Below are 23,650 nucleotides of genomic sequence, written 5' to 3'. Positions count from 1 at the left end.
ACATTTGTCGCTATGCTGCTTAAAAAAGAGCCGATCAAGCACCAGAAAAGGCTTGAGGTTATCGACTTAATCGCCGCTTTGAGTATAATGAAAAACTTGAATTTTTACCCAATCAATAGATAGAGATCATGTTAAGAATATATAACACATTGACCCGACAGAAAGAGGAATTCAAACCCATTCATGCTGGCAAGATTGGCATGTATGTTTGTGGGGTAACCATCTACGATCTCTGTCATATTGGTCATGGTCGTACTTTTGTCTCTTTTGATGTTATTTCACGCTATTTACGCTTTTTAGGCTACGACCTAACGTTTGTGCGTAACATTACCGACATTGACGATAAAATCATCAACCGCGCAGCGGAAAACAAAGAAACTTGCGATTCATTGACTGAGCGTTTAATTGAAGAAATGTACGCCGATTTCGATGCGTTAAATATTAAACGCCCTGATGTTGAGCCTCGTGCGACTCGTTTTATCTCAGAAATTATTGACTTGGTTGAACGTTTAATTGAACGTGGTTTTGCTTATGTTGCCAGCAATGGTGATGTGATGTTTGAAGTGAAAAAATTTGAACAATACGGCAAATTATCCGGTCAAGATCTCGAGCAACTGCAAGCTGGTGCTCGTGTTGATATCGACAGCGCTAAACGCAGCCCGATGGATTTCGTAGTGTGGAAAATGTCTAAACCTGGTGAGCCAACATGGGAATCACCTTGGGGGCCTGGTCGCCCTGGTTGGCATATTGAATGTTCGGCCATGAACTCGTCTATTTTAGGCCAACATTTTGATATTCATGGTGGCGGTTCTGATCTGCAATTCCCGCACCATGAAAATGAAATCGCTCAATCTTGCTGCGCTCACGATACCCCTTATGTGAATACTTGGATGCACAGCGGTATGGTGATGGTTGACCGTGAGAAAATGTCTAAATCACTGGGTAACTTCTTTACCATTCGTGATGTATTACAGCATTATGATGCCGAAACTGTGCGTTACTTCTTAATGTCGGGACATTACCGCAGTCAGTTAAACTACAGTGAAGAAAACCTGAATCAAGCACGAGCTTCTCTTGAGCGTCTATACACGGCATTACGCGGTTTAGATCTTAATGCTGCGCCTGCTGGTGGTGAAGAATTTGTTGCCCGTTTTAGCAGCGCAATGAATGATGACTTTAATACCCCTGAAGCTTATTCAGTTTTGTTTGATATGGCGCGTGAAGTTAACCGCTTGAAAACACTTGATATGGACAAAGCTTCAGCATTGGGCGCATTAATGCGTGAACTGGCGGATGTGATTGGTATTTTGCATCAAGACCCAGACAGCTTCTTAAAAGGCGATGCCGGTAATGAAGATGAAGTGGCTGAAATTGAAGCCCTGATCAAATTACGTAACGATTCTCGTGCCAACAAAGATTGGGCTAATGCCGATGTGGCACGTGATAAGTTAAATGAGCTTGGTATTGAGCTTGAAGATGGCGCACAAGGCACTACTTGGCGTCGTAAATAAACGGATACCGATACATTTTAAAAAGGGAAGGCTGGTGAAAAACCAGCCTTTTTTATAACTATATTTTTTATAACTACAGACTTCGAATAGGTATTTCTTGTGGCTCAGATGTATTTCTATTACTCGGCAATGAATGCGGGCAAATCGACAACTTTATTACAATCTTCATTTAACTATCGCGAACGTGGCATGAATTCAGTGATTTTTACTGCTGAAATTGATGATCGCGATGGCGTGGGTAAAGTGAGTTCGCGTATTGGTTTGCAATCGGATGCGCATTTGTATAACGCTAACACCGATATGTTTAGCGCGGTTAAAACATTGAACCAGGCTGAGAAAATTCATTGTATTATGATCGATGAATGTCAGTTTTTATCCAAGCAACAAGTGTATCAATTATCTGAAGTGGTCGATAAATTGCATATTCCGGTATTATGCTATGGACTGCGCAGTGATTTCTTAGGTGAGTTATTTGAAGGCAGTCAGTATTTACTCGCTTGGGCGGATAAATTAATCGAATTGAAAACCATTTGTCATTGTGGACGTAAAGCCAATATGGTGGTGCGCATGGATGAAAATGGGGTCGCGATAGCCGAAGGGGATCAAGTCGCCATCGGGGGTAACGATCGCTACGATTCAGTATGCCGCATGCATTACAAAGAAGCGCTAGGTAAGTAATACCAATTTCATTTAATATTTGATCAATCTGAATATGCCGAAAAGACGCTGATCCGTCCTTGGTCGCTTGAGAAAAGGCCATTTATGGCCTTTGACACTTTTCTCTGTACTCAATTTTGAACGATCATTAAATTTATGGAATTGGTATAAGACAATTTGTATTATTTGTAAGCAAAGACAAAAAAGCCGCCGATATAAAAATATCGGCGGCTTTTACATTTAACGAGTATAAAGCTTAGAACTGCGGTTTGGCTGCGAACTGCTCGGCAGCATAAGCGACGCGCTCTGCCGGTTTCGGGTAGTTGGCTAGAACGGGTGTACCCAAACTTTCTATATGATGTAAACGAGGCAGTAGACCTGCGCCATTGGCAATTTGAATGGCTAAACCCGGACGGGCATTCAATTCAAGCACCATTGGGCCTTCTTCTTTATCGAGTACCATATCGGTGCCCATGTATCCCAAGCTAGTCATCTCCCACGCACTGGAGGCTAAAGTTAATAACTTTTCCCAGTTCGGCACGATCAAGCCATTCAATGGTTTATCGGTATCAGGGTGATTAGCGATAGGGCGATCATATTGAACCGCACGTACGGCGCGTCCGGTGGCAATATCTAAACCGACACCTACTGCGCCTTGGTGTAAATTGGCTTTACCATCAGAAGCAGCTGTAGAGCAACGCATCATCGCCATTACTGGGTAGCCTTGAAACACAATCACGCGAATATCTGGCACGCCTTCATAGCTATAACCTTCAAAGGCAGTATCATCAAACTTGATCAAGTTCTCAACCACGGCAACATCGTTTTTACCGCCTAAAGAAAATAAACCCGCCAATGCATTACTGATATGACGTTCGACATCTTCTTTGTTGATCGCTTGTCCAGAGGGTTTGATATAAACACCATCTTTATGCGAGATAATAACCAAAATACCTTTGCCGCCCGAACCTCGAGCAGGCTTTATTACAAAGCCAGGCCATTTATCGACCATGGCATGAATCGTTCTCACTTGCGCCTGTTGGGTAATCACACCAATCAGTTTAGGTACGGTTGCGCCGTGTTCTTGGGCAATGATTTTGGTTTTTAATTTATCATCTACTAACGGGTATTTTGAACGGTCGTTGTAGCGCCCGATATAGGCGCCGTTACGTTTGTTCATACCCATCACGCCTTTCGCGTTTAGCTTTTGCGGTGAGGTAAACATAGAAAACATAATTTAGTCCTCCGCAAGTGGTTTGAATCTTCTCAGCTCAAGTAAGCGATAGCCGGTGTAGTTACCGAGAGATAAAATACAAGCTAAGATAATGAACTGCGTACCGATAAAGTTAAAGGTGTAATGCTGGACATATGGGTTAGTCATCGCAAGATAAATAATCACAGCGGTAAGTAACGAACCACCACCTTGCATAACCACTTCTTTCGCACCTTCTTCTTCCCATAGAATAGACATACGTTCAATCGTCCAAGACAAGATGATCATTGGGAAGAATGTAATAGTCAGACCTTGAGTTAAACCGATATTAAACGCCACTATAGTAAAGACCGAGATGATCAATATTACCGTGATGATCACCGCGGATATTCGCGACACCAGAAGTAGGTTAAGTTTGGATAAATATCCCCTGATGATTAAACCAGTACCGACAATTAATAGGAAACCGACAATGCCGGGTAACAGTTGAGTCTGAACAAACGCTACTGCGATCAATACTGGCATGAAAGTACCAGAGGTTTTTAGACCGATTAACACGCGTAAGAACACCACAATAAATGCCCCGATAGGGATAAGCATTATGGTCTTAAACATAGACTGCTCTTCTAGCGGTAAGCTGTGAATCGAGAAGTTTAATAATTTATCCGCAACAATTTTTTGTTTGGTTGCATTGGTTGGTGACACGTCATGCGAGAGCATGGAGAAGTAAACTTTACTGTTTTTACCGCCAATAACATCCAGCAATGATACATTCGATTCATCCCAAATAAGCATGTTGTCACTCACGCCTTGCTCATTGGTGTCGGAGTTAAAGAGCTGCCATGCATTGCCATCCCAAACTTCTATCATAGGAATAATAGACTGGCGACGACGACCATCTTCCATTTCTAACACACCCACGGTTTTGTTGTAGATTTTTGAGGTGGCTAATAATTTAGAAATGGCATCGACTTTATTCATATCATCAAGCAATAAAGAAGCATTCTGATTATCAGGGTCATTAAACTGTTTAATAATCTCACGGGTGAGAGTGGTATTATCCGATGAGCGTTGTGATGCTTGGTTTAAAATTGAAGTTGCTGCAGCTTGCTGAGGGCCTGTGAGTGTTGGCTCAACAAAATCCTTAGCCACTGGCGGTATTGTTGATACGTGCGCTTGTGGATCAACTAAAAACTGGGTTTTATAATAAATCGTTTGTGGGCCGTTTGCATGACGAATAGACCATTCAGCGCGGCGACCAGTATCGGTTTTGATATAAGAAAGGCCATAACCAGGAGATGAAGCGCTTTCATCCACTAAGGTAAATCCATTTTGAGTATGAGGAGCGGCTAAAGAAACTTTAACCGGACCATCAGAGGCAAGAAATTCCACTCGCGCTTCGATATCCCAGACTTGTCGTGTTTCACCTGGAGTCCAAGGTACGCCATAGTCTTGATGGCGCATCACACTGAGCGTTACCCCAGTGGCGACCAAAATGGCAATGAGAAAATAAAAGGCTACTTTAGACGTCATAATTTTTCCTTAAATCAGTCTATACCCATGTTGTATTGAAATTATAGCTTCAATTGCGTTGGGTAATATTTATATTAATTGTTGTTAGTATACCTAAATTAATCAATGTCTTGTCACTTTATAATGACGAAAGATCATTTTTTAGTTTCAGCATGATGTTTTTTCTGTATGAATTTACGGCTCACATCGACTACGGCAATATCTTGAATGAATTCCCTTCCTAAAAGTATTGGATAATCCATTTGTGAACGGTCTGCAAGGGTAAATTGTGCTTTTTCATGTACCTTGCCAATTTGAATCCAAAGTTCAACCACAGGACGACGTTCTACTTGATCGCTACTTGATTGACGAATCTTGACATGGCGTATAATCGGCGCTTCAACCCATTTACGGGCCTTAGGATCGCTATCATCAGACACATGGAACTTAACCCAACGCTTACCGTTACGGTCAAACTCTTGCATATCGACAGCGTTGATGGATGAGGTGGTGGCACCGGTATCGATGCGCGCTGTAAATTCTGATTTAACCACATCGATATAAAGATGCTCCAAAGAGCCCAACGCAATCATACCGGCTTTTAAATTGGGCACGGTACTGGCAAGCAACTCTGGTTTGTCTTTGTTACTGCTTGATGTTGCTGCACGAGTAGGGGAGCTGACTCTGGTAGTACGTTGGTTTTTCTTGAGTACTTCAACTTCGTTGGTGAGGTTGATGATAGAAGACTCTAAACTTTCGATATAATCGGTTTGATTACTCAAGTTTAAATTTACTGATTCTAGTTGTTGAGACAACTTCTGATCACTCTTTGCCATTGCATCGAGTGTTTTTTGTGAATATTGGTCACCATCTACTAATGTGCAAGCAGAAAGTAGTGAAAGTAGTGCGAGACTTGCTGTTACTTTGAACATACTAAAAATCATCATCCTTGATATTAGTGCAATAAGTTAAGTTATTGTTAGTAAAAGTTTAGCCGATCTAATTCATGAGGTGAAGCACTCATGATAAAGCTTGAGTGATCACGAGCAAAAATTTAAGGATTAGTGGCAATTAAAACTGCACGGCGCGGCGCAGGGTAACCTTCAATGGTTTTACTTGGATCGGTTGGATCTAAATAATCGGGTAGAGAATTGTGCGTCATCCAATCAGTTGTGCGCTGTTCACCGACAGATGTGGTATTTTCATCCACAATTTTAACATCAATGAAACCACATTTTTCCAACCACATTTTTAACGCTTTTGCCGATGGGAAGAAATAAACATTACGCATTTGAGCATAGCGATCGACTGGCACTAAAACGGCGTTTTCATCTCCTTCAATCACTAAGGTTTCAAGCACCAATTCCCCACCAGACACTAACTGGTTTTTAAGTTGGTATAAATGATCAAGTGGTGAGCGGCGATGATACAACACGCCCATACTAAACACGGTATCAAAGGCTTTGAGTTCGGGTAATTGCTCGATACCGAGTGGCAGAAGATGAGCGCGTTGGTCGCTGCCCATTAATTTACGCATCGCTTCAAACTGGATTAAAAATAGGTGGGAAGGGTCGATACCGACACACATTCGCGCGCCTGCGCCCAACATACGCCACATGTGATAACCATTACCACAGCCCACATCGAGCACTGAGCGATTGGTCAGATCAGAAATATGCGGTAACACACGGTCCCACTTCCAATCGGAGCGCCATTCGGTATCAATATTTAAGCCGTGTACATGATATGGACCTTTACGCCAAGGGTGAAATGTGCGTAATAGGCTCTCAAGTTTTTTTTGTTCGCCAATCGCCAATGCTTGGTTGTTAGTGATCCGCACTTCCTTGCTAATTTCAATGTTATCTGGGTGCTGGTCTGAAATTTTATTTAACGCTCTTACCCAACGTTCAAAATCACCATGTTCGGCATTTTGCCAATCGGTTAATTGCTGCGGCAGCGTATTTAACCAAGGTTGAAGGCGTTGGTCTTGAGCAATAAGTTGATAAAAACTAGCAAAGTTAAACATAAAATTATCTTTTTTAAGTGAATGTATAGAGCGTGTTTACGCGTCAGTCGAGTGGTATTACTTGATGGCAAACATCGAACCAAAATTAAAGCACTGGAACCATACTTCGTAACTGCTAAAACCGATGCTTTTAAAGCGGGCTTTATGAGTGTCGATACTGTCTGGTTTCATCACGTTTTCAATCGCACTGCGTTTTTGACTGACTTCAAGTTCGCTATAACCGTTGGCGCGTTTAAAATCATGGTGTAAGTCGATCAATAACTCATTCGCTTCGTTGTTTTTGAAAATATATTTTTCCGACAAGATCAAAATGCCGCCTGGACGTAGACCGTCATAAATTCTTTCTAGCAAAGTGAGGCGATCATCGGGGGTCAAAAATTGCAGAGTGAAGTTTAAAACCACCACAGATGCATTTTCGATAACCATGTTACGGATATCGGCTTCAACCACAGTAACAGGGGTGTCGGAGCGATAGGCATTGATATGCAATTTACAGCGCTCGACCATGGCAGGAGAGTTATCCACCGCAATGATTTGACAGTTTTCTTGATTAATATGACGACGCATAGACAACGTAGCCGCACCAAGTGAACAACCTAAATCATAAACATTCGAGCTAGGTTTGGCGAAGCGTTCCGCCAGCATACCAATGGCAGAAATAATATTGCTGTAGCCTGGTACCGAACGTTGGATCATATCAGGAAAGACTTCGGCTACTTTCTCATCAAAAGTAAAGTCACCCATTTTCTCAATTGGGGCTGAAAAAATCCTATCACGTTGAGTCATACGTTCTCGCTTACTAGCTAAGTTTGGCAAACAAATGCTTAAATATTGAATGGTTATTTTAAGGCAACTTGCGTGCTTCTGCTATGGCTGAAAGGGGATATTTGTCATTATTTTACCGAGTTGACACAAATGGATAAAAGATGGACGCCAATTGTTGTTTGTTTGAACAAATAGTGTTTCCAATTTTGCGTGAGGAACTCGATTGTCGTTTGTGCGCATTAACCGCTTTCTCTTATGGTGAACGATGATCTGAATAACAATTGACCAGTTATTCTCGCTTGTTAAATGAAAACGATGGAAATCAAACAAATTATTTCGGTAGTGGTCGATTTTTGTTGTCTTTCCAAGTATAAATAGTCAGATATAAATCCGGACGGCATTTTCTGTATTACAGAGAGTTTGTCGTCATTCGAACACTAAATTAGAGAGATTGGGAAATTCATTATGCGCACCCAGTATTGTGGTCACCTGAACAAAGCCCTTGCGGGACAAACTGTAGAACTTTGCGGATGGGTTAATCGCCGTCGTGATCTAGGCGGTCTTATCTTTATCGATATGCGTGATCGTGAGGGTATTGTTCAAGTTGTCATCGATCCAGATATGACCGAAATTTTCGCTCAAGCGAACCAATTGCGTAATGAATTTTGCATTAAATTAACCGGTGAAGTTCGCGCTCGTCCTGATACGCAAATCAATAAAGATATGGCGACTGGCGAAGTTGAAGTGTATGCCACTGGTCTTGAAATCATCAACCGCTCTGAAGCGCTGCCATTGGATTTCAACCAAACTAACTCAGAAGAGCAACGTTTAAAATATCGTTACATCGATTTACGTCGCCCTGAAATGAGCGACCGTATTAAGTTGCGCGCCAAAGCTTCTAGCTTTGTACGTCGCTTTTTAGATGATAGCGGCTTCCTTGATATCGAAACGCCAGTATTAACCAAAGCCACGCCAGAAGGTGCGCGTGATTACTTAGTACCAAGTCGTGTGCATAAAGGCAGCTTTTACGCATTGCCACAATCACCTCAGCTATTTAAACAATTGCTGATGATGTCGGGTTTTGACCGTTATTACCAAATTGTAAAATGTTTCCGCGATGAAGATCTTCGCGCCGATCGCCAACCAGAATTTACTCAAATCGATATTGAAACCTCATTTATGTCGGCTGAGCAAGTGCGCGGCGTAACTGAAACTATGGTGCGTGACATGTGGCAAGAGCTGCTGAATGTTGACCTTGGTGATTTCCCAATCATGCCATTCTCTGAAGCGATCCGTCGTTTTGGTTCAGATAAGCCTGATTTACGTAACCCACTTGAACTTGTCGATGTTGCCGACCTAGTAAAAGATGTTGAATTTAAAGTGTTCGCCGGCCCTGCAAACGATGAAAAAGGCCGTATTGCGGTTATTCGAGTACCAGGTGGCGCGTCGCTTTCTCGTAAGCAAATTGACGAGTACGGCAGCTTTGTGGGTATTTACGGCGCCAAAGGTTTGGCTTGGATGAAAGTCAACGATCTGGATGCCGGCTTGGAAGGTATTCAATCACCAGTAGCTAAATTCCTGAATGAAGAAGTGATTAAAGGTATTTTAGAGCGTACCGGCGCACAATCTGGCGATATTATTTTGTTTGGCGCAGATAAAGCCAATATTGTATCTGAAGCCATGGGTGCGCTGCGTGTTAAATTAGGTAACGATCTAGAATTAACCGATAATGCTGCTTGGAAACCACTTTGGGTGATTGATTTCCCAATGTTTGAACAAGATGATGAGGGTAATTTGCATGCGATGCACCACCCATTCACATCGCCATTAAACCTAACAGCTGAAGAATTGCTTGCTAATCCTGCTAGCGCGATTTCAAATGCTTACGATATGGTGATCAATGGTTATGAAGTGGGTGGTGGTTCTGTTCGTATTCACAACACTGAAATGCAATCGGCAGTATTTGGTTTGCTCGGTATTGAAGAAACAGAGCAACGCTTGAAGTTTGGTTTCCTATTAGATGCACTAAAATACGGCACGCCTCCTCATGCTGGTCTTGCGTTTGGTTTGGATCGCTTAGTGATGCTACTTTGTGGTACTGATAATATTCGTGACGTTATTGCCTTCCCTAAAACTACGGCTGCAGCATGTCCGTTAACTAATGCGCCAAGTCTGGCAAACCCAGCAGCATTAGAAGAGTTGTCGATTGCGGTTGCGATTGCAAAAGACAACACCTAAGAAAAATAACATAACCTTTATTATGCTCAAGTGAGCGCAAGGGTTTACTAATTAACACCTACATTCTATTGATTAGTGTGTAGGTGTTTTTGTTTATAATGGCTTTGTTGCCACAAGGAAAACCATGACCATTATCCTCGGTATCGATCCTGGCTCTCGCATTACAGGCTATGGCGTGATCCGACAAGAAGGCCGACATTTGCAGTATTTAGGCAGTGGCTGCATTCGTATGTCTGAAAAAGAATTACCGGGGCGCTTAAAGCAAATCTATGCGGGCGTTTCAGAAATTATTACCCAGTTTCAGCCAGATGTATTTGCTATCGAGCAAGTGTTTATGGCCAAAAACCCTGATTCGGCGTTAAAGCTTGGTCAAGCTCGTGGCAGCGCGATTGTGGCTGCCGTAAATGTCGATTTGCCAGTGTATGAATATGCGGCACGATTAATCAAGCAATCGGTAGTGGGAACCGGCGCAGCTACCAAAGAACAAGTTCAACATATGGTGCAAAGTATGTTGAAATTGTCGGCCAAACCACAAGCCGATGCCGCCGATGCATTAGGCGTAGCAATTTGTCATGCTAATACCAATAAGACCTTAATAGCGTTAGCCGGTAAAGCCAGCGGTGCTCGGCGTGGCAGGTATCGATAAATGTGCAGTTTAATTTAATATGTACTGGATGTTTATCCAGTAACTTATTATGATTGGCGATATAATCAAGTTTAAGAAGGAAAGTGGTGTGATTGGTCGTTTACGTGGCAATATTATAGAAAAACAACCACCGGAAGTATTAATTGAAATTGCAGGCATCGGCTATGAAATCAAAATGCCAATGAGCTGCTTTTATGAGCTGCCCAATGTTAATGAAGAAGCCATTATCTATACCCATTTTGTGGTGCGCGAAGATGCACAACTTTTATATGGTTTTAATACCGTGAAAGAACGCGCGCTGTTTCGCGAAGTAATTAAAGCCAATGGTGTCGGTCCAAAACTCGGTTTGGCTATTTTATCGGGTATGACCGCGTCTCAATTTGTCACTTGTGTTGAACATGAAGATGTCACCACGTTAGTCAAATTACCCGGAGTAGGTAAGAAAACCGCTGAACGCTTAGTGGTCGAAATGAAAGATAGATTGAAAGGCTGGACCAGCCATGATTTGTTTACGCCTGCAACTGATGCTGCGCCAATGGATTCTGGTTTTACGTCTTCGTCGCAACACGCGGAAGAAGAAGCGGTCAGCGCCTTGATCTCACTCGGTTATAAACCACCGATGGCGTCAAAAGTTGTCGCACAGGTTGCCAAGCCTGACATGAGCAGTGAAAACATTATCCGTGAAGCATTAAAGTCAATGGTATAAAATACCCGACTTAATCTCTCTTAAACTACGTTATATAGGTCTTAAATGATTGAAGCTGATCGCCTAATTGCTCCCGAAAATCCGATATTTCGCGATGAAGATATTATCGACAGAGCAATACGTCCAAAAAAATTGGCAGATTACCGTGGGCAAGATCATGTGCGCGACCAAATGGAAATTTTCATAAAAGCGGCACAGATGCGCAGTGAACCGCTTGATCACTTATTGATTTTCGGGCCTCCAGGACTTGGTAAAACCACGTTAGCCAACATTGTTGCCAATGAAATGGAAGTGAATATTCGCACCACTTCGGGGCCGGTGTTAGAAAAAGCGGGCGATCTTGCCGCTTTGCTGACCAATCTTGAAGAAAACGATATCTTATTTATCGATGAGATCCATCGTTTAAGTCCAGTGGTAGAAGAGATCCTTTATCCTGCAATGGAAGACTACCAATTGGATATTATGATTGGTGAAGGTCCGGCAGCACGTTCAATCAAAATTGATTTACCGCCATTTACTTTAATTGGTGCCACCACGCGCGCCGGTTCACTGACTTCGCCATTACGCGACCGATTTGGTATTGTGCAACGTCTTGAATATTATAAAATTGAAGATCTGCAATTTATCGTTAAACGGAGCGCTGATTGTCTTGGCCTTTCGATGGACGATGATGGCGCATTAGAAGTGGCAAGGCGGGCTCGCGGAACACCGCGTATTGCTAACCGTTTATTACGTCGAGTACGTGATTACGCTGAAGTTAAAGGTAATGGTCATATTTGCGCCGACACCGCCGATAAAGCGCTTAATATGCTCGATGTCGATAATCAAGGTTTCGATTATATGGATAGAAAACTGCTTTTGGCGATCATGGAGAAGTTTGCCGGTGGCCCTGTGGGGTTAGATAACTTAGCGGCGGCGATTGGCGAAGAAAAAGATACCATTGAAGATGTGATCGAGCCTTATCTTATCCAACAAGGCTATTTGCAGCGCACGCCAAGAGGGCGCATTGCCAGTGATCGTGCCTACCTCCATTTTGGTATCGATCGAAAATAATTTATCATTCAATTTAAAATAGCGACACCGCATTGTAGAAAAGATAATTGTTAGTGATGTTAACGAACAATTATCTTATCTTTTATTTTGTATGTATCTGCTATTCCCCGCGCTACAGTTTCCCTATTTTTATTCCTTTCGATGCTATTTTCTAGATTAAAGCGTGTTTATTTTTCCTCATTAATGATTTGACACAACTTGTCAGGCTATTTCTACTAAACCGGATTGATTGAATAAGTGAGTTTTGATTCAAATCAAAGAAAAATTAACAAGAAACCTTTTGTAACATGAGAATTTAACAAGTAATATTAGCGCAGCTTTAATTGGCTGATATTTAACATAAAATAACTATTTATGTACATTTTTGTAACAACTCGGTATTGCGGGTTATTTTACAAAAGGGTACTAACACTACTTATCCTAATCGCCAGTTACCCTCTAATGAGGTAGGTGAAATAAAAAGGAGTTACCATGATTGATGTTGTTGATCTATCGCGGTTGCAATTTGCAATGACAGCGATGTATCACTTCCTATTTGTTCCTTTGACTCTCGGTATGGCATTTTTACTTGCCATTATGGAGTCAGTTTATGTAATGACTGGAAAGCAAATCTACAAGGACATGACTAAGTTCTGGGGTAAGCTTTTTGGTATCAACTTTGCACTTGGTGTGGCAACTGGCCTAACCATGGAGTTTCAGTTCGGTACTAACTGGTCTTACTATTCGCACTATGTAGGTGATATTTTTGGCGCCCCTCTGGCTATCGAAGCACTGGTTGCATTCTTCTTAGAATCAACTATGGTCGGCTTGTTCTTCTTTGGTTGGGATCGTCTATCAAAACGTCAACACTTGGTGGTAACTTGGTTAGTGGCATTTGGCTCTAACTTCTCAGCATTGTGGATCTTGATCGCCAATGGCTGGATGCAAAACCCAGTCGGTGCAAACTTTAACTATGAAACCATGCGTATGGAAATGGTGAGCTTCTCTGAAGTGATCTTTAACCCAGTCGCTCAAGTTAAATTTGTCCATACCGTTTCTGCTGGTTACACCTGTGGTGCAATGTTCATTCTTGGCGTAAGTGCTTATTACTTACTAAAAGGTCGTGACATTCCATTTGCTCGCCGTTCATTTGCTATTGCTGCCTCTTTTGGTATGGCTGCGATCATGTCAACGTTAGTACTTGGCGATGATTCTGGTTATGAATTAGGCGATGTTCAGCAAACTAAACTTGCAGCAATTGAAGCAGAATGGCACACACAAGAAGCACCTGCATCATTCACTGCATTTGCTTTCCCAAGCCAAGATGAGCAAACCAACAAATACTCAATTGAGATCCCATATTTAATGGGTATTATTGCGACACGTTCATTAGATACCCAAGTTAAAGGTATTGATCAGCTTCAAATTGAACATGAAGGTCGTATCCGTAACGGTATGATTGCGTATGGTTTACTAGAGAAACTACGTGCCGGTGATAAGTCACCAGAAAACGTGAAAGCGTTTGATGAAAGCAAGAAAGATCTTGGTTATGGCATGCTACTTAAGCGCTATACCGATGATGTTCCTCATGCAACAGAAGAACAAATTCATAAAGCAGTGAAAGATTCGATCCCAACGGTTTGGCCGTTATTCTGGTCGTTCCGTATCATGGTTGCTTGTGGTGTTGTGATGCTGTTGGTATTTGGTTTTGCCTTTGTACAGACTTGTCGTCAACGTATTGGTCAACACCCTCTACTCCTTAAAGTGGCACTTTGCAGCATTCCACTGCCTTGGATCGCTATCGAAACCGGCTGGTTTGTGGCTGAATTTGGTCGTCAACCGTGGGCGGTAGGTGAAATATTACCAGTGAACATGGCGGTGTCTTCATTGTCTCGTGGTGATGTATTAACCACTATCTTTGGTATTATTGCACTGTATACGTGCTTCTTAGTGGCTGAAGTTTACCTAATGGTTAAATTCGCACGTAAAGGTCCTAGTAGCTTGAAAACAGGACGTTATCACTTTGAGCAAAACGACACTTCTTTAGAAAGTAAAGTTTCTCGTCAAGTTGAAGTATAAGCAGGGGATCATTTATGTTTGATTATGAAGCATTACGATTTATCTGGTGGGCATTGATCGGTGTACTATTCATCGGTTTCTCAATCACAGATGGATTTGATATGGGTGTGGGCGCGTTAGTCCCACTTATTGGTAAAACGGATACAGAGCGTCGCGTGATGATTAACTCAATCGCACCGCACTGGGATGGAAACCAAGTTTGGTTAATTACTGCTGGTGGCGCATTATTTGCGGCATGGCCAATGGTATACGCGACTTCTTTCTCTGGTTTCTATTTTGCAATGTGTCTGACACTTGCCGCGCTTTGGTTGCGTCCAATCGCGTTAGATTACCGTTCTAAAATTGAAACACCAAAATGGCGTAACAATTGGGACATTTGTATTTCAATCAGTGGTTTTGTTCCACCATTAATTTTTGGTGTGGCATTTGGTAACCTACTTCAAGGCGTACCATTTGAACTGAATGATTTCATGATGTCTCAGTACCATGGTGGTTTGCTTGGCTTACTGAACCCATTCGCATTAGTATGTGGCTTGGTCAGTGTGTCAATGTTTGTACTTCAAGGTTCAACTTGGTTACAAATGAAGACTTCTGGTGAGGTTTACCAACGTGCTCGTGCAGTATCGGTTATTACTGGTCTAGCGGTTGCAGTACTGTTTATCGCAGCAGGTTTCTGGGTTCAAAACATTGACGGTTATGTATTGAAAAGTGTTATTGATCACAATGGTCCATCAAACCCTCTTCTTAAAGAAGTGGCACGTGAACCAGGTGCTTGGATGAACAACTTTGTTGAATACCCGTTGATGTGGATTGCTCCAGCATTAGGTGTGGTGATGGCATTGTTTGCTGTGGTTGCGACTAAAGCACAGAAAGGCGGATTGGCATTTGTTGCTTCAAGTTTGACTTGTGCTGGCGTTATTTTAACCGCTGGTTTTGCCATGTTCCCATTCGTTATGCCATCAAGCTTGAACCCTAATGATAGCTTTACTATGTGGGATTCGACCTCAAGTCTGTTGACACTGGAAATTATGACCGGTGTTGCCGCTGTGTTTGTGCCGATTATTCTTGGCTACACTTCGTGGACTTACTACAAAATGTTTGGTCGTATTGATGATAAATTCATCGAAGAGAACAAAAACTCACTTTACTAAGGAGCAATCAATATGTGGTATTTTGCTTGGATTCTAGGCGTGTTACTCGCCTGTGCATTCGGTATTGTCAATGCTCTTTGGTTAGAGCACTCAGAAATGATGGACGAGGATCGTGAATAATATTAGTCAAAAAATGACTGATATACACGCGCCAATGGATAGGGCTCTTTTTAGAGCCCTGTTTTTTATTGTTGCGATGTTTCATATCAGTATGTTTATGTGGTTACCAAAAGCTTATGCCGAGCAAGTAGGTGGTTTTAACTTGATTTTGACCATCTTATTTATTTGGTCAATTTGCAGCACCATGATCTACAGTGTTGGTTTTAAACCCATTTACTGGTTATGGCAGGGTTTATTTAGCCCATACATTTCTGGTGTGATCTTACTCTTCTTTTCTTATCTGTATTTTGTATAAATAGATTTGATTATAAAATAAACAAAGTGGCACCATCGACAACTTGCGTCGATGGTGCTTTTTTTATTTATAGCGCTACGGTTATGAAATAAATATTAAACATAATAAAAACGATGCAAAGGGAAGGCTTTGTGGCTAATCTTCCAGGCTGTAATGCCTATTGTGCACCGCTCAAACTAGTAATAAGCTGAAGATGACGCAAAAGTGAGCGATATCTGTTCAATTGAGTCTGTTTTGGATAAATTTGTACGTATGTTATTATTGAATCTCGTAACTTACTGTATAGTGAATAGTAATAGATATATTGTCGATGGGAAGTGACATGGAAGAACAAGCAACATCTGCATTCAAATGGCCAATTACCATTTATTATGAAGATACAGACGCAGGTGGCGTTGTATATCATTCTAATTACCTCAAATTTTTTGAGCGCGCGCGTACTGAGCTACTGCGCATGCTTGGCATTTCTCAATTTACTCTACTTGAACAAGAGATTGGTTTTGTGGTTCGCCATATGGATATCGATTACATCCATGGCGCGACGTTAGATCAACAGTTAAACGTCATCACCACTATTTCTAGCCTTAAAAAAGCATCAATAATATTTTGTCAGGAGTTAGTCAATCTTGATGGCAAAGTGTTGTGTAAAACAAATGTTAAGGTAGCCTGTGTCAACATTACAAAAATGAAACCACAAGCTATCCCTAGCTCAATTATGTTGGAGTTAACCCGTGTCAGCTGATATTTCAATTTTTGACCTTTTTTTACAAGCGAGCTTATTGGTTAAGCTTGTTATGCTTATTCTGTTAGGAATGTCGGTGCTGTCTTGGGCTGTGATCCTAAAAAGAAGTAAATTACTCAACCGAGCATCTAAAAATGCCTCAACGTTTGAAGATAAGTTTTGGTCAGGTATCGATCTGTCTAAGCTTTATCAAGAAGTGAAAGGGCGTAAAGATGAATTAACTGGCACCGAGCAAATTTTTTATGCAGGTTTTACAGAGTTTGCCCGTTTGCGCCGCACGCCAGGTGCTTCTGCTGAATACGTGATGGATGGTGCAGGTCGCACAATGCGAGTGACACTCTCAAAAGAAATCGATGAGCTTGAAAATCAACTGCCGTTTTTAGCTACGGTAGGTTCAATTAGTCCTTATATCGGCTTATTTGGTACGGTATGGGGTATTATGACGGCGTTTATCGCATTAGGTCAGGTAAAACAAGCAACCTTGGCAATGGTCGCTCCAGGGATCGCGGAAGCTTTGGTGGCTACAGCAATGGGTTTGTTTGCGGCGATCCCTGCGGTAATGGCATTTAACCGTTTAACCAATCAAGTGACTAAGCTTGAGCATAACTACGTTACGTTTGCCGAAGAATTCCACAGTATTTTACATCGCCAAGTTATGACTGAGAATAAGGAATAATCATGGCGGGTTACGGTCGTAAAAAACGTCAACTTAAAGCTGAAATCAATGTCGTCCCTTATATCGATGTGATGTTAGTGCTATTGATTATCTTTATGGTGACCTCACCTTTTGTTACCCAAGGGGTGGAAGTTGAATTGCCGAAAACAGAAAGCGCTAAGCCAGCGTCAGATATTGCCGGTGACTCTGGTGCCAGTTTTATTATTGTTGAGATCAACCAAAAAGGACAGCTTGGACTAAGTGTCAATGATGAGGATATGATCCGAGGTCTCACTATGGACCAAGTCGTTACTCGAGTGAAAGCAGAACGCAGCATTAACCCTGAATCTCCAGTGGCAGTCGGTGGAGATGCGAAGACTTCTTATGCCGATGTTGTCTTGGTCTTAGATCAACTTAGTAAAGCAGGCATAGAGAAAGTCGGTCTGCTCACTGATATTAAAGAGAACAGCTAATTTGTTGATATTTAGCAAAGAATACAAATCAGCTATATTGTTTTCGATAGCTCTGCATATTATCATCCTAGTGCTTCTTGTGGGCGGCTCGTGGTTTTCTGAAACTGAAAAAAAACCGCAGCATAAAATGGTAGAGGCGGTGGTGATTGATCCAAAAGCGATCGCACAGCAAGCGAAAGGTATTCGCGAAAAACGTGAAGCCGCCCAAAAAGCCGAACAACAGAAAATTGAAAAGCTACGCCAACAAGCGCAGCGAGTTGAGCAGAATAGAAAGAAAGAAGAACAGCGCTTAAGAGCGGAAAAAGAACAACAAGTTGAAGCGGCCAAAGCAGCGCGTGATGCCGAACGACAAAAGCAAATCGAACAAGAAAAGCAAAAAGTTGCAGCCCAAAAAGCGAAAGTAGCCAAAGAACAAGCAGCTAAGGCAGAAGCGCAACGTCAAGCGAAAGCAAAAGCAGCGGCAGAAGCAACCGCTCTAGCTGAAGCCAAAGCTGCAAAAGTTGCGGCCGAGCAAAAAGCTAAAGCCGACGCAGAAGCAAAAAAACAAGCGAAGGCTAAGGCCGATGCCAAAGCCAAAGCTGACGCTCAAGCGAAAGCCGAGCAAAAAGCAAAATTAGCCAGAGAAAAGAAAGCGCAAGATGAAGCTTTAAATGATGTTTTCTCCGGACTTGAAGCCGAAAAAGCACAGGTTTCAGTGGCGAGACAACGTTATATCAGTTCTGAACTGGATAGATATGGCGCAATTTATACCCAAATGATCCAAGCAAAATTGTTAACCGAGGATTCATTTAAAGGTAAATCGTGCAAAATTAATATTAGATTAGTTCAAGCAGGCAAAGGCGCTATTATTAGTAAAGTATCGCCGATCGATGGTGATGCGCGGCTTTGCTCTGCTGCTAAACGAGCGGTTGCTCAAGTAGGGACATTCCCATTGCCAACCGAGCAAGATGTGATTGACCAACTTAAAAACATCAACTTGACCGTTCAACCTGAATAGAAAGGAATTATCAGTGATTAAACGTATATTACTAGGATTGTTTATTCTGCTCACTGCAAGCCAAACGGCCAATGCAGCGCTAGAGCTTGTGATTACCGAAGGTGTCAATTCGGCCCGTCCAATCGGTGTGGTGCCTTTCCAATGGACAGGAAAGACCGCAATACCTCAAGATGTTGCCGCCGTTATTGCCTCTGATTTACAACGTAGCGGTAAATTTAGTCCTGTCGCGACCTCAAAAATGCCACAAACGCCTTACTCGGATTCGGAAATTAATTTTTCGCAATGGAATTCAATGGGGGTTGATTCCTTAGTTACTGGCTCGATTAGCCAAAATGACAAAGGTGATTACATTATTAATTATCAATTAGTTGATATTGTGCGTGGTCAACTGAATAATGGTCAGAACAAAGCCTTAGATAGTGATGGTAAACTCGTATTATCTAAAGATTATTTGCTATTAAATAAGCGCGCAGTAGTGCCGGCGAAGCGATTACGTGAGTATGCTCACCGTATTTCGGATTTAGTTTATGAGAAACTAACGGGTGAAAAAGGTGCATTTCTAACCAGAATCGCCTATGTTGTTGTAAGTAGTAAAAGTAATTATCCGTATCAATTAAGAATTGCCGATTATGATGGCTACAACGAACGATTGGTTTTACGCTCTAAACAACCGTTAATGTCACCAGCCTGGTCACCAGACGGGCGTAAATTGGCGTATGTCAGTTTCCAAACCGGTCGTGCAGAGTTGTACATGATGGACATCTATACGGGTAAATCGGAAGTGCTAACTGCATTCCCTCGTCATAATGGTGCGCCAGAATTTTCGCCAGATGGTAAAAAATTAGCGTTAGTGCTATCCAAATCTGGCAGTTTACAAGTTTATATTCTCGACCTACAAACCCGTAAGTTAGACAGAGTCACGACGGGATGGGCGAATAACACTGAACCATTTTGGACTCCAGATGGTCAGTCACTCATATTTACTTCTGATAGAGGTGGTTTACCGCAAATCTACAAAGTGAATTTGTCAGATCAAGCGACGACTCGTTTGACTTGGCAAGGTAGCCAGAATCTTGGTGGGCAAATTACCCCTGATGGTCGATTCCTTATTATGGTGAATCGTAATTCAAATGGGTTTAATATTGCGAAACAAGATCTGGAAACAGGAGCAGTTCAAGTGCTAACAAAAACGCAATTGGACGAATCTCCTAGTTTGGCGCCAAATGGTAGTATGGTGATTTATAGCTCGATGTATCAAAGCCGAAATGTGTTATCTATGGTTTCGATTGATGGTCGATTTAAAGCTCGTTTACCGGCGACAAATGGGAGAGTTAAAGCACCTGCTTGGTCTCCATTTTTATAATTAAGAATAACAATTTTACAATATAAGGAAGATATACATGCAACTTAATAAAATTCTAAAAGGTTTAATTATTGCCCTGCCTCTTTTAACCGTTGCAGCTTGTAGTTCTAGTGATGATGCAGCAAACAACACTGACTCACAAACGAGCTCACAAGAAACAGCAGTAACAACACCAGTTGTTGACGATGGCGCAATGTCTGAGCAAGATATCGCAGCTGCACAACAAAAACTGCGTGAAAACTCTACTGTATTCTTTAAATTTGATACTTCAGAAATCTCTTCTGAGTACGAAGATACATTGGCAGCACACGCTAAATTCCTAAGCACAATGCCAGATGTTAAAGTAACTATCGAAGGTTATGCTGATGAGCGTGGTACTCCAGAGTACAACATCGCACTAGGCGAACGTCGTGCTGAAGCGGTATCTAAATATATCCAAGCACTAGGTGTTCAAGCTGACCAAATTTCTATCGTAAGCTACGGTGAAGAAAAACCTTTAGAAATGGGCCAAACAGAAGCGGCTTATTCTAAAAACCGTCGCGCAGTTATCGTTTACTAATAGGCGATATCTATGCTTAGTAACATAAAGCGAGTTATTACGCTTTCGTTACTCGTATTAGCAGCAAGCCCTGCGCTTGCTGCTTCTACTTCAGTATCTGATGTTAATAGCTCTAGCCGTTCAGAAACCGACATTCAACGTGTCCAGCGTTTACTTGATAACAGTAATCGTGTCCAAGCTCGTCTGCAACAACAGGTTGATGCGCAAAATGCAGAAATCACCACTCTACGCGGCACCATAGAACGTAGTAACTATGATATGAAGCAATTGGTTGAACGCCAACGTCAACTCTTTATTGAGCTTGATAATCTGCGTACCGATGTTAAAAAAGCCAAAGTAGCGCCCACCACTGCATCGGCGGTTACATCAACGGTGGCTGCCATTCCAGCATCAACGTTTGATGCCAGCAAAGACGAACAATCTTCTTATCAAACCGCGGTTGATATGATTTTAAAAGACCGTAACTATGACGGCGCTATTACCGCATTCCAACAATTCAAAACCCAATATCCAAACTCTAGCTTGTCTGGTAACGCGAATTATTGGTTAGGCCAATTGTATTTTGCTAAGAAAAAAGATGGCGATGCTGCCAGAAGTTTTGCTGCTGTGATCTCAGAAGCTAAATCACCAAAACGACCAGATGCCTTGGTTAAACTGGGTGATATCGCCAAGAGAAACAATAAAGCGGATATCGCTAAAAAATACTACCAACAAGTCATTAAAGAATATCCAGACTCTTCAGCGGCTAAACTCGCGCAAGGCAGTTTACAGTGACAGTTTGTGTATAGCTCAATATGTCTTATTACTTGATTGAAAACCATCTTAACCGATGGTTTTTGTTTTTAATCATCTCGCGATTGGGATTATATCAATTAGTTAGGGTATGTTAGGGGTGAAATCGTCATTTATCTGCCGGCGAACGGTAACTTCAATTCGTTTGGCTATCGGTGTACAATGCTGAGAATATTTGATTGCCGAGAGTAAGAGCAATGACGTACATTACCGATACCATCGATACTATTTATCCATTTCCAGCAAAACCGGTTCCGTTGACTCAAGATCAAAAAGATCAGCATATAACCAATATTAAAAAGCTGCTAATTGAAAAAGATGCAGTGCTTATCGCGCATTATTATACTGACCCAGAAATTCAAGCATTAGCAGAAGCGACGGGTGGTTATGTTGGCGATTCGTTAGAAATGGCTAAATTTGGTAACCGCCATTCAGCCAAAACGCTGATCATTGCTGGTGTACGCTTTATGGGTGAATCGGCAAAAATTTTGACGCCAGAAAAACGAATCTTAATGCCTACTCTAGAGGCAGAATGTTCACTTGATTTAGGTTGTCCAACCGATGCTTTCACCGAATTTTGTGATGCCCATCCAGACCATGTTGTGGTGGTATACGCCAATACTTCTGCCGCAGTCAAAGCACGCGCTGATTGGGTGGTGACTTCAAGTATTGCACTGGAAATTGTTGAACACTTAGATGCCCAAGATAAAAAAATCATTTGGGGTCCCGATCGCCATTTAGGATCCTACATTGCTAACCAAACTGGCGCAGATATGTTGCTATGGCAAGGTGAGTGTGTGGTACATGATGAGTTTTCAGCTAAAGCTCTAAAAGACATGAAAGCGCTATATCCTGAAGCAGCGGTATTGGTTCATCCTGAATCACCTGCTAGTGTGGTAGCGTTAGCCGATGCAGTAGGTTCAACCAGTCAATTGATTAAAGCGGCTAAGTCCTTACCGAATAACAAATTGATCGTGGCAACGGATAAAGGCATTTTCTTTAAGATGCAGCAATTAGTGCCAGAAAAAGAATTGGTTGAAGCACCAACGGCAGGTAACGGCGCCACCTGTCGCAGTTGTGCGCATTGTCCGTGGATGGCAATGAATGGCTTAAAAGCGATAGAAAACGCCTTACAGCAAGGTGGTGCTGAGCATGAGATCTTTGTTGATGAGGCTATCCGAGTAAAATCGCTGATCCCGCTTAACCGAATGCTTGATTTTGCCGAATCCTTAAACATGAAAGTCAAAGGCAACGCATAAACACAAATTTCAGTTTGATGTGTATTGAATTTGATATGCATTAAAAAAGAGGTCGATAAGTGAGTTCTTATCGGCCTCTTTTTATTTGCTTATGCTTTGTACTTAGGGCGGTTTAATGATTAGCTTGTTGGGCTAAAGCATGACCTCGTTGAGTTAAACCACATAGCATTAATGGAATGGCATTATAAATTTCTTGGAATTCATCTAAGCCAGTTAAACCTTGGTCAGATAACGTGGTGATCGCCGTTTCTGGATCGTACAACATGCTGATAGACAACAATACACCTCCAAGCAGTGCATCATCTTCGCTATCTTCTGGCATTAAGGTTTCCCAATCATCACGGGTTAGTTGCCAACCTTGTAAAAGACCCTCAGCAAAGTCACGTACTGCTTCTGTAACCACTTCTTCTTCATCTAGGTCATAACCTTCCGGCCAAGCCCAAGAACCGTCTAATAGAGCAGGGTGGATAATATTCCATTGCTCAATCACAAGTTCAGCATATTGCTCAAATTGCTCTGCAGTTTCAAAAGGAGCAACCTCATCACCACCCCATAAATAGGCGAGCCAATCCGATGGATCCAGCAAATGTGGCGCGGCAGCCATTGCGGTTAAAAAACCGATCGTTTGCTCATTATTAAGCAGTTTGTTCTCGAGTTCGGGTTGGCTGAGTAGTTGGTTTAAAGTCACGATAATATCCTTACAAGAATGTATAGCACTATGATAACAAGGTGTGAGGTTTTTAAATACAGCTGTACCGAAATAGAGCTAGTGAACCGTGCTGGTATATTAAATTTATCTAGCTTTTAAAACTGGTTTACCAGCTAAAAAGCAATCATAAAAACTAGATATTGACTCAAG

General features: G+C 42.0%; 24 protein-coding genes. 18 read left to right on the top strand and 6 right to left on the bottom strand.

From position 1 onward, the window contains the following. Positions 1–128 precede the first annotated feature (128 nt). A complete protein-coding gene (gene cysS / locus GFB47_RS06885; RefSeq protein ID WP_153447308.1) occupies positions 129–1,511 on the top strand; it encodes a cysteine--tRNA ligase in 1,383 nt (460 codons plus the stop codon). 99 nt (positions 1,512–1,610) lie between these two features. Then, a complete protein-coding gene (locus GFB47_RS06880; RefSeq protein ID WP_153447307.1) occupies positions 1,611–2,189 on the top strand; it encodes a thymidine kinase in 579 nt (192 codons plus the stop codon). 235 nt (positions 2,190–2,424) lie between these two features. On the opposite strand, the gene GFB47_RS06875 is transcribed toward GFB47_RS06880, so the two are convergent. The 5 genes from GFB47_RS06875 to cmoA all read right to left on the bottom strand — a co-directional run bounded on the left by GFB47_RS06875 (position 2,425) and on the right by cmoA (position 7,705). Continuing rightward, a complete protein-coding gene (locus tag GFB47_RS06875; protein WP_153447306.1) occupies positions 2,425–3,402 on the bottom strand; it encodes an alpha-L-glutamate ligase-like protein in 978 nt (325 codons plus the stop codon). 3 nt (positions 3,403–3,405) lie between these two features. Further along, a complete protein-coding gene (locus GFB47_RS06870) occupies positions 3,406–4,914 on the bottom strand; it encodes an inactive transglutaminase family protein (RefSeq protein WP_153447305.1) in 1,509 nt (502 codons plus the stop codon). 134 nt (positions 4,915–5,048) lie between these two features. Continuing rightward, positions 5,049–5,825: an ATP-dependent zinc protease family protein gene (locus GFB47_RS06865; RefSeq protein ID WP_153447304.1), complete on the bottom strand. Its 777-nt coding sequence runs from the start codon at positions 5,823–5,825 to the stop codon at positions 5,049–5,051. A 122-nt stretch (positions 5,826–5,947) separates the two neighbouring features. Beyond that, the gene (gene cmoB, locus GFB47_RS06860; protein WP_153447303.1) at positions 5,948–6,919 is read right to left on the bottom strand and encodes a tRNA 5-methoxyuridine(34)/uridine 5-oxyacetic acid(34) synthase CmoB; all 972 of its coding nucleotides are present in this window, start codon (positions 6,917–6,919) and stop codon (positions 5,948–5,950) included. A 57-nt stretch (positions 6,920–6,976) separates the two neighbouring features. Further along, the gene (gene cmoA, locus GFB47_RS06855) at positions 6,977–7,705 is read right to left on the bottom strand and encodes a carboxy-S-adenosyl-L-methionine synthase CmoA (RefSeq protein WP_153447302.1); all 729 of its coding nucleotides are present in this window, start codon (positions 7,703–7,705) and stop codon (positions 6,977–6,979) included. 444 nt (positions 7,706–8,149) lie between these two features. Here cmoA and aspS point away from each other — a divergent pair, with 444 nt between their 5' ends. The 16 genes from aspS to nadA all read left to right on the top strand — a co-directional run bounded on the left by aspS (position 8,150) and on the right by nadA (position 22,791). After that, a complete protein-coding gene (gene aspS, locus GFB47_RS06850) occupies positions 8,150–9,922 on the top strand; it encodes an aspartate--tRNA ligase (protein WP_153447301.1) in 1,773 nt (590 codons plus the stop codon). Between the two features lie 124 nt (positions 9,923–10,046). Then, positions 10,047–10,568, top strand: a complete 522-nt coding sequence (ruvC, locus tag GFB47_RS06845) for a crossover junction endodeoxyribonuclease RuvC (RefSeq protein WP_153447300.1) — start codon at positions 10,047–10,049, stop codon at positions 10,566–10,568. Positions 10,569–10,656: 88 nt separating this feature from the next. Continuing rightward, positions 10,657–11,274, top strand: a complete 618-nt coding sequence (ruvA, locus tag GFB47_RS06840) for a Holliday junction branch migration protein RuvA (RefSeq protein ID WP_153448174.1) — start codon at positions 10,657–10,659, stop codon at positions 11,272–11,274. A gap of 45 nt (positions 11,275–11,319) precedes the next feature. Next, the gene (gene ruvB / locus GFB47_RS06835) at positions 11,320–12,327 is read left to right on the top strand and encodes a Holliday junction branch migration DNA helicase RuvB (protein ID WP_153447299.1); all 1,008 of its coding nucleotides are present in this window, start codon (positions 11,320–11,322) and stop codon (positions 12,325–12,327) included. A gap of 471 nt (positions 12,328–12,798) precedes the next feature. Continuing rightward, positions 12,799–14,385, top strand: a complete 1,587-nt coding sequence (locus GFB47_RS06830) for a cytochrome ubiquinol oxidase subunit I (RefSeq protein WP_153447298.1) — start codon at positions 12,799–12,801, stop codon at positions 14,383–14,385. A 14-nt stretch (positions 14,386–14,399) separates the two neighbouring features. Then, positions 14,400–15,536 carry a cytochrome d ubiquinol oxidase subunit II gene (gene cydB / locus GFB47_RS06825; RefSeq protein WP_153447297.1) on the top strand — a complete coding sequence of 379 codons (1,137 nt, stop codon included), beginning with the start codon at positions 14,400–14,402 and terminating at the stop codon, positions 15,534–15,536. A gap of 12 nt (positions 15,537–15,548) precedes the next feature. Further along, positions 15,549–15,656, top strand: coding sequence for a cytochrome bd-I oxidase subunit CydX (gene cydX, locus GFB47_RS06820; protein WP_153447296.1), 108 nt, complete (start codon positions 15,549–15,551; stop codon positions 15,654–15,656). A 13-nt stretch (positions 15,657–15,669) separates the two neighbouring features. Further along, positions 15,670–15,951, top strand: a complete 282-nt coding sequence (locus GFB47_RS06815; RefSeq protein WP_225874248.1) for a cyd operon YbgE family protein — start codon at positions 15,670–15,672, stop codon at positions 15,949–15,951. A 310-nt stretch (positions 15,952–16,261) separates the two neighbouring features. Next, on the top strand, positions 16,262–16,693 hold the full coding sequence (ybgC, locus tag GFB47_RS06810; RefSeq protein WP_407701698.1) for a tol-pal system-associated acyl-CoA thioesterase: 432 nt from the start codon (positions 16,262–16,264) through the stop codon (positions 16,691–16,693). Beyond that, the gene (gene tolQ / locus GFB47_RS06805) at positions 16,683–17,369 is read left to right on the top strand and encodes a protein TolQ (protein ID WP_153447293.1); all 687 of its coding nucleotides are present in this window, start codon (positions 16,683–16,685) and stop codon (positions 17,367–17,369) included. The genes ybgC and tolQ overlap by 11 nt, the downstream gene beginning before the upstream one ends. Positions 17,370–17,371: 2 nt before the next feature. Continuing rightward, entirely contained in the window at positions 17,372–17,821 is a 450-nt protein-coding gene (gene tolR, locus GFB47_RS06800; protein ID WP_153447292.1) for a protein TolR, read from the top strand. Between the two features lies 1 nt (position 17,822). Continuing rightward, the gene (gene tolA / locus GFB47_RS06795; protein ID WP_407701674.1) at positions 17,823–18,818 is read left to right on the top strand and encodes a cell envelope integrity protein TolA; all 996 of its coding nucleotides are present in this window, start codon (positions 17,823–17,825) and stop codon (positions 18,816–18,818) included. A gap of 13 nt (positions 18,819–18,831) precedes the next feature. Next, positions 18,832–20,181: a Tol-Pal system beta propeller repeat protein TolB gene (gene tolB / locus GFB47_RS06790; RefSeq protein ID WP_153447291.1), complete on the top strand. Its 1,350-nt coding sequence runs from the start codon at positions 18,832–18,834 to the stop codon at positions 20,179–20,181. Positions 20,182–20,218: 37 nt separating this feature from the next. Further along, a complete protein-coding gene (gene pal / locus GFB47_RS06785; RefSeq protein WP_153447290.1) occupies positions 20,219–20,740 on the top strand; it encodes a peptidoglycan-associated lipoprotein Pal in 522 nt (173 codons plus the stop codon). 12 nt (positions 20,741–20,752) lie between these two features. Beyond that, a complete protein-coding gene (ybgF, locus tag GFB47_RS06780; RefSeq protein WP_153447289.1) occupies positions 20,753–21,514 on the top strand; it encodes a tol-pal system protein YbgF in 762 nt (253 codons plus the stop codon). Positions 21,515–21,729: 215 nt separating this feature from the next. After that, entirely contained in the window at positions 21,730–22,791 is a 1,062-nt protein-coding gene (nadA, locus tag GFB47_RS06775; protein WP_153447288.1) for a quinolinate synthase NadA, read from the top strand. A gap of 112 nt (positions 22,792–22,903) precedes the next feature. Here nadA and GFB47_RS06770 read toward each other — a convergent pair whose 3' ends face one another. After that, positions 22,904–23,479: a UPF0149 family protein gene (locus tag GFB47_RS06770; RefSeq protein WP_153447287.1), complete on the bottom strand. Its 576-nt coding sequence runs from the start codon at positions 23,477–23,479 to the stop codon at positions 22,904–22,906. Positions 23,480–23,650: the final 171 nt, after the last annotated feature.

Source organism: Vibrio algicola, from assembly GCF_009601765.2.
GTDB lineage: Bacteria > Pseudomonadota > Gammaproteobacteria > Enterobacterales > Vibrionaceae > Vibrio > Vibrio algicola.
The sequence above is the reverse complement of the archived record's forward strand: the minus strand, read 5'-3'. Positions and strand labels throughout refer to the sequence as shown.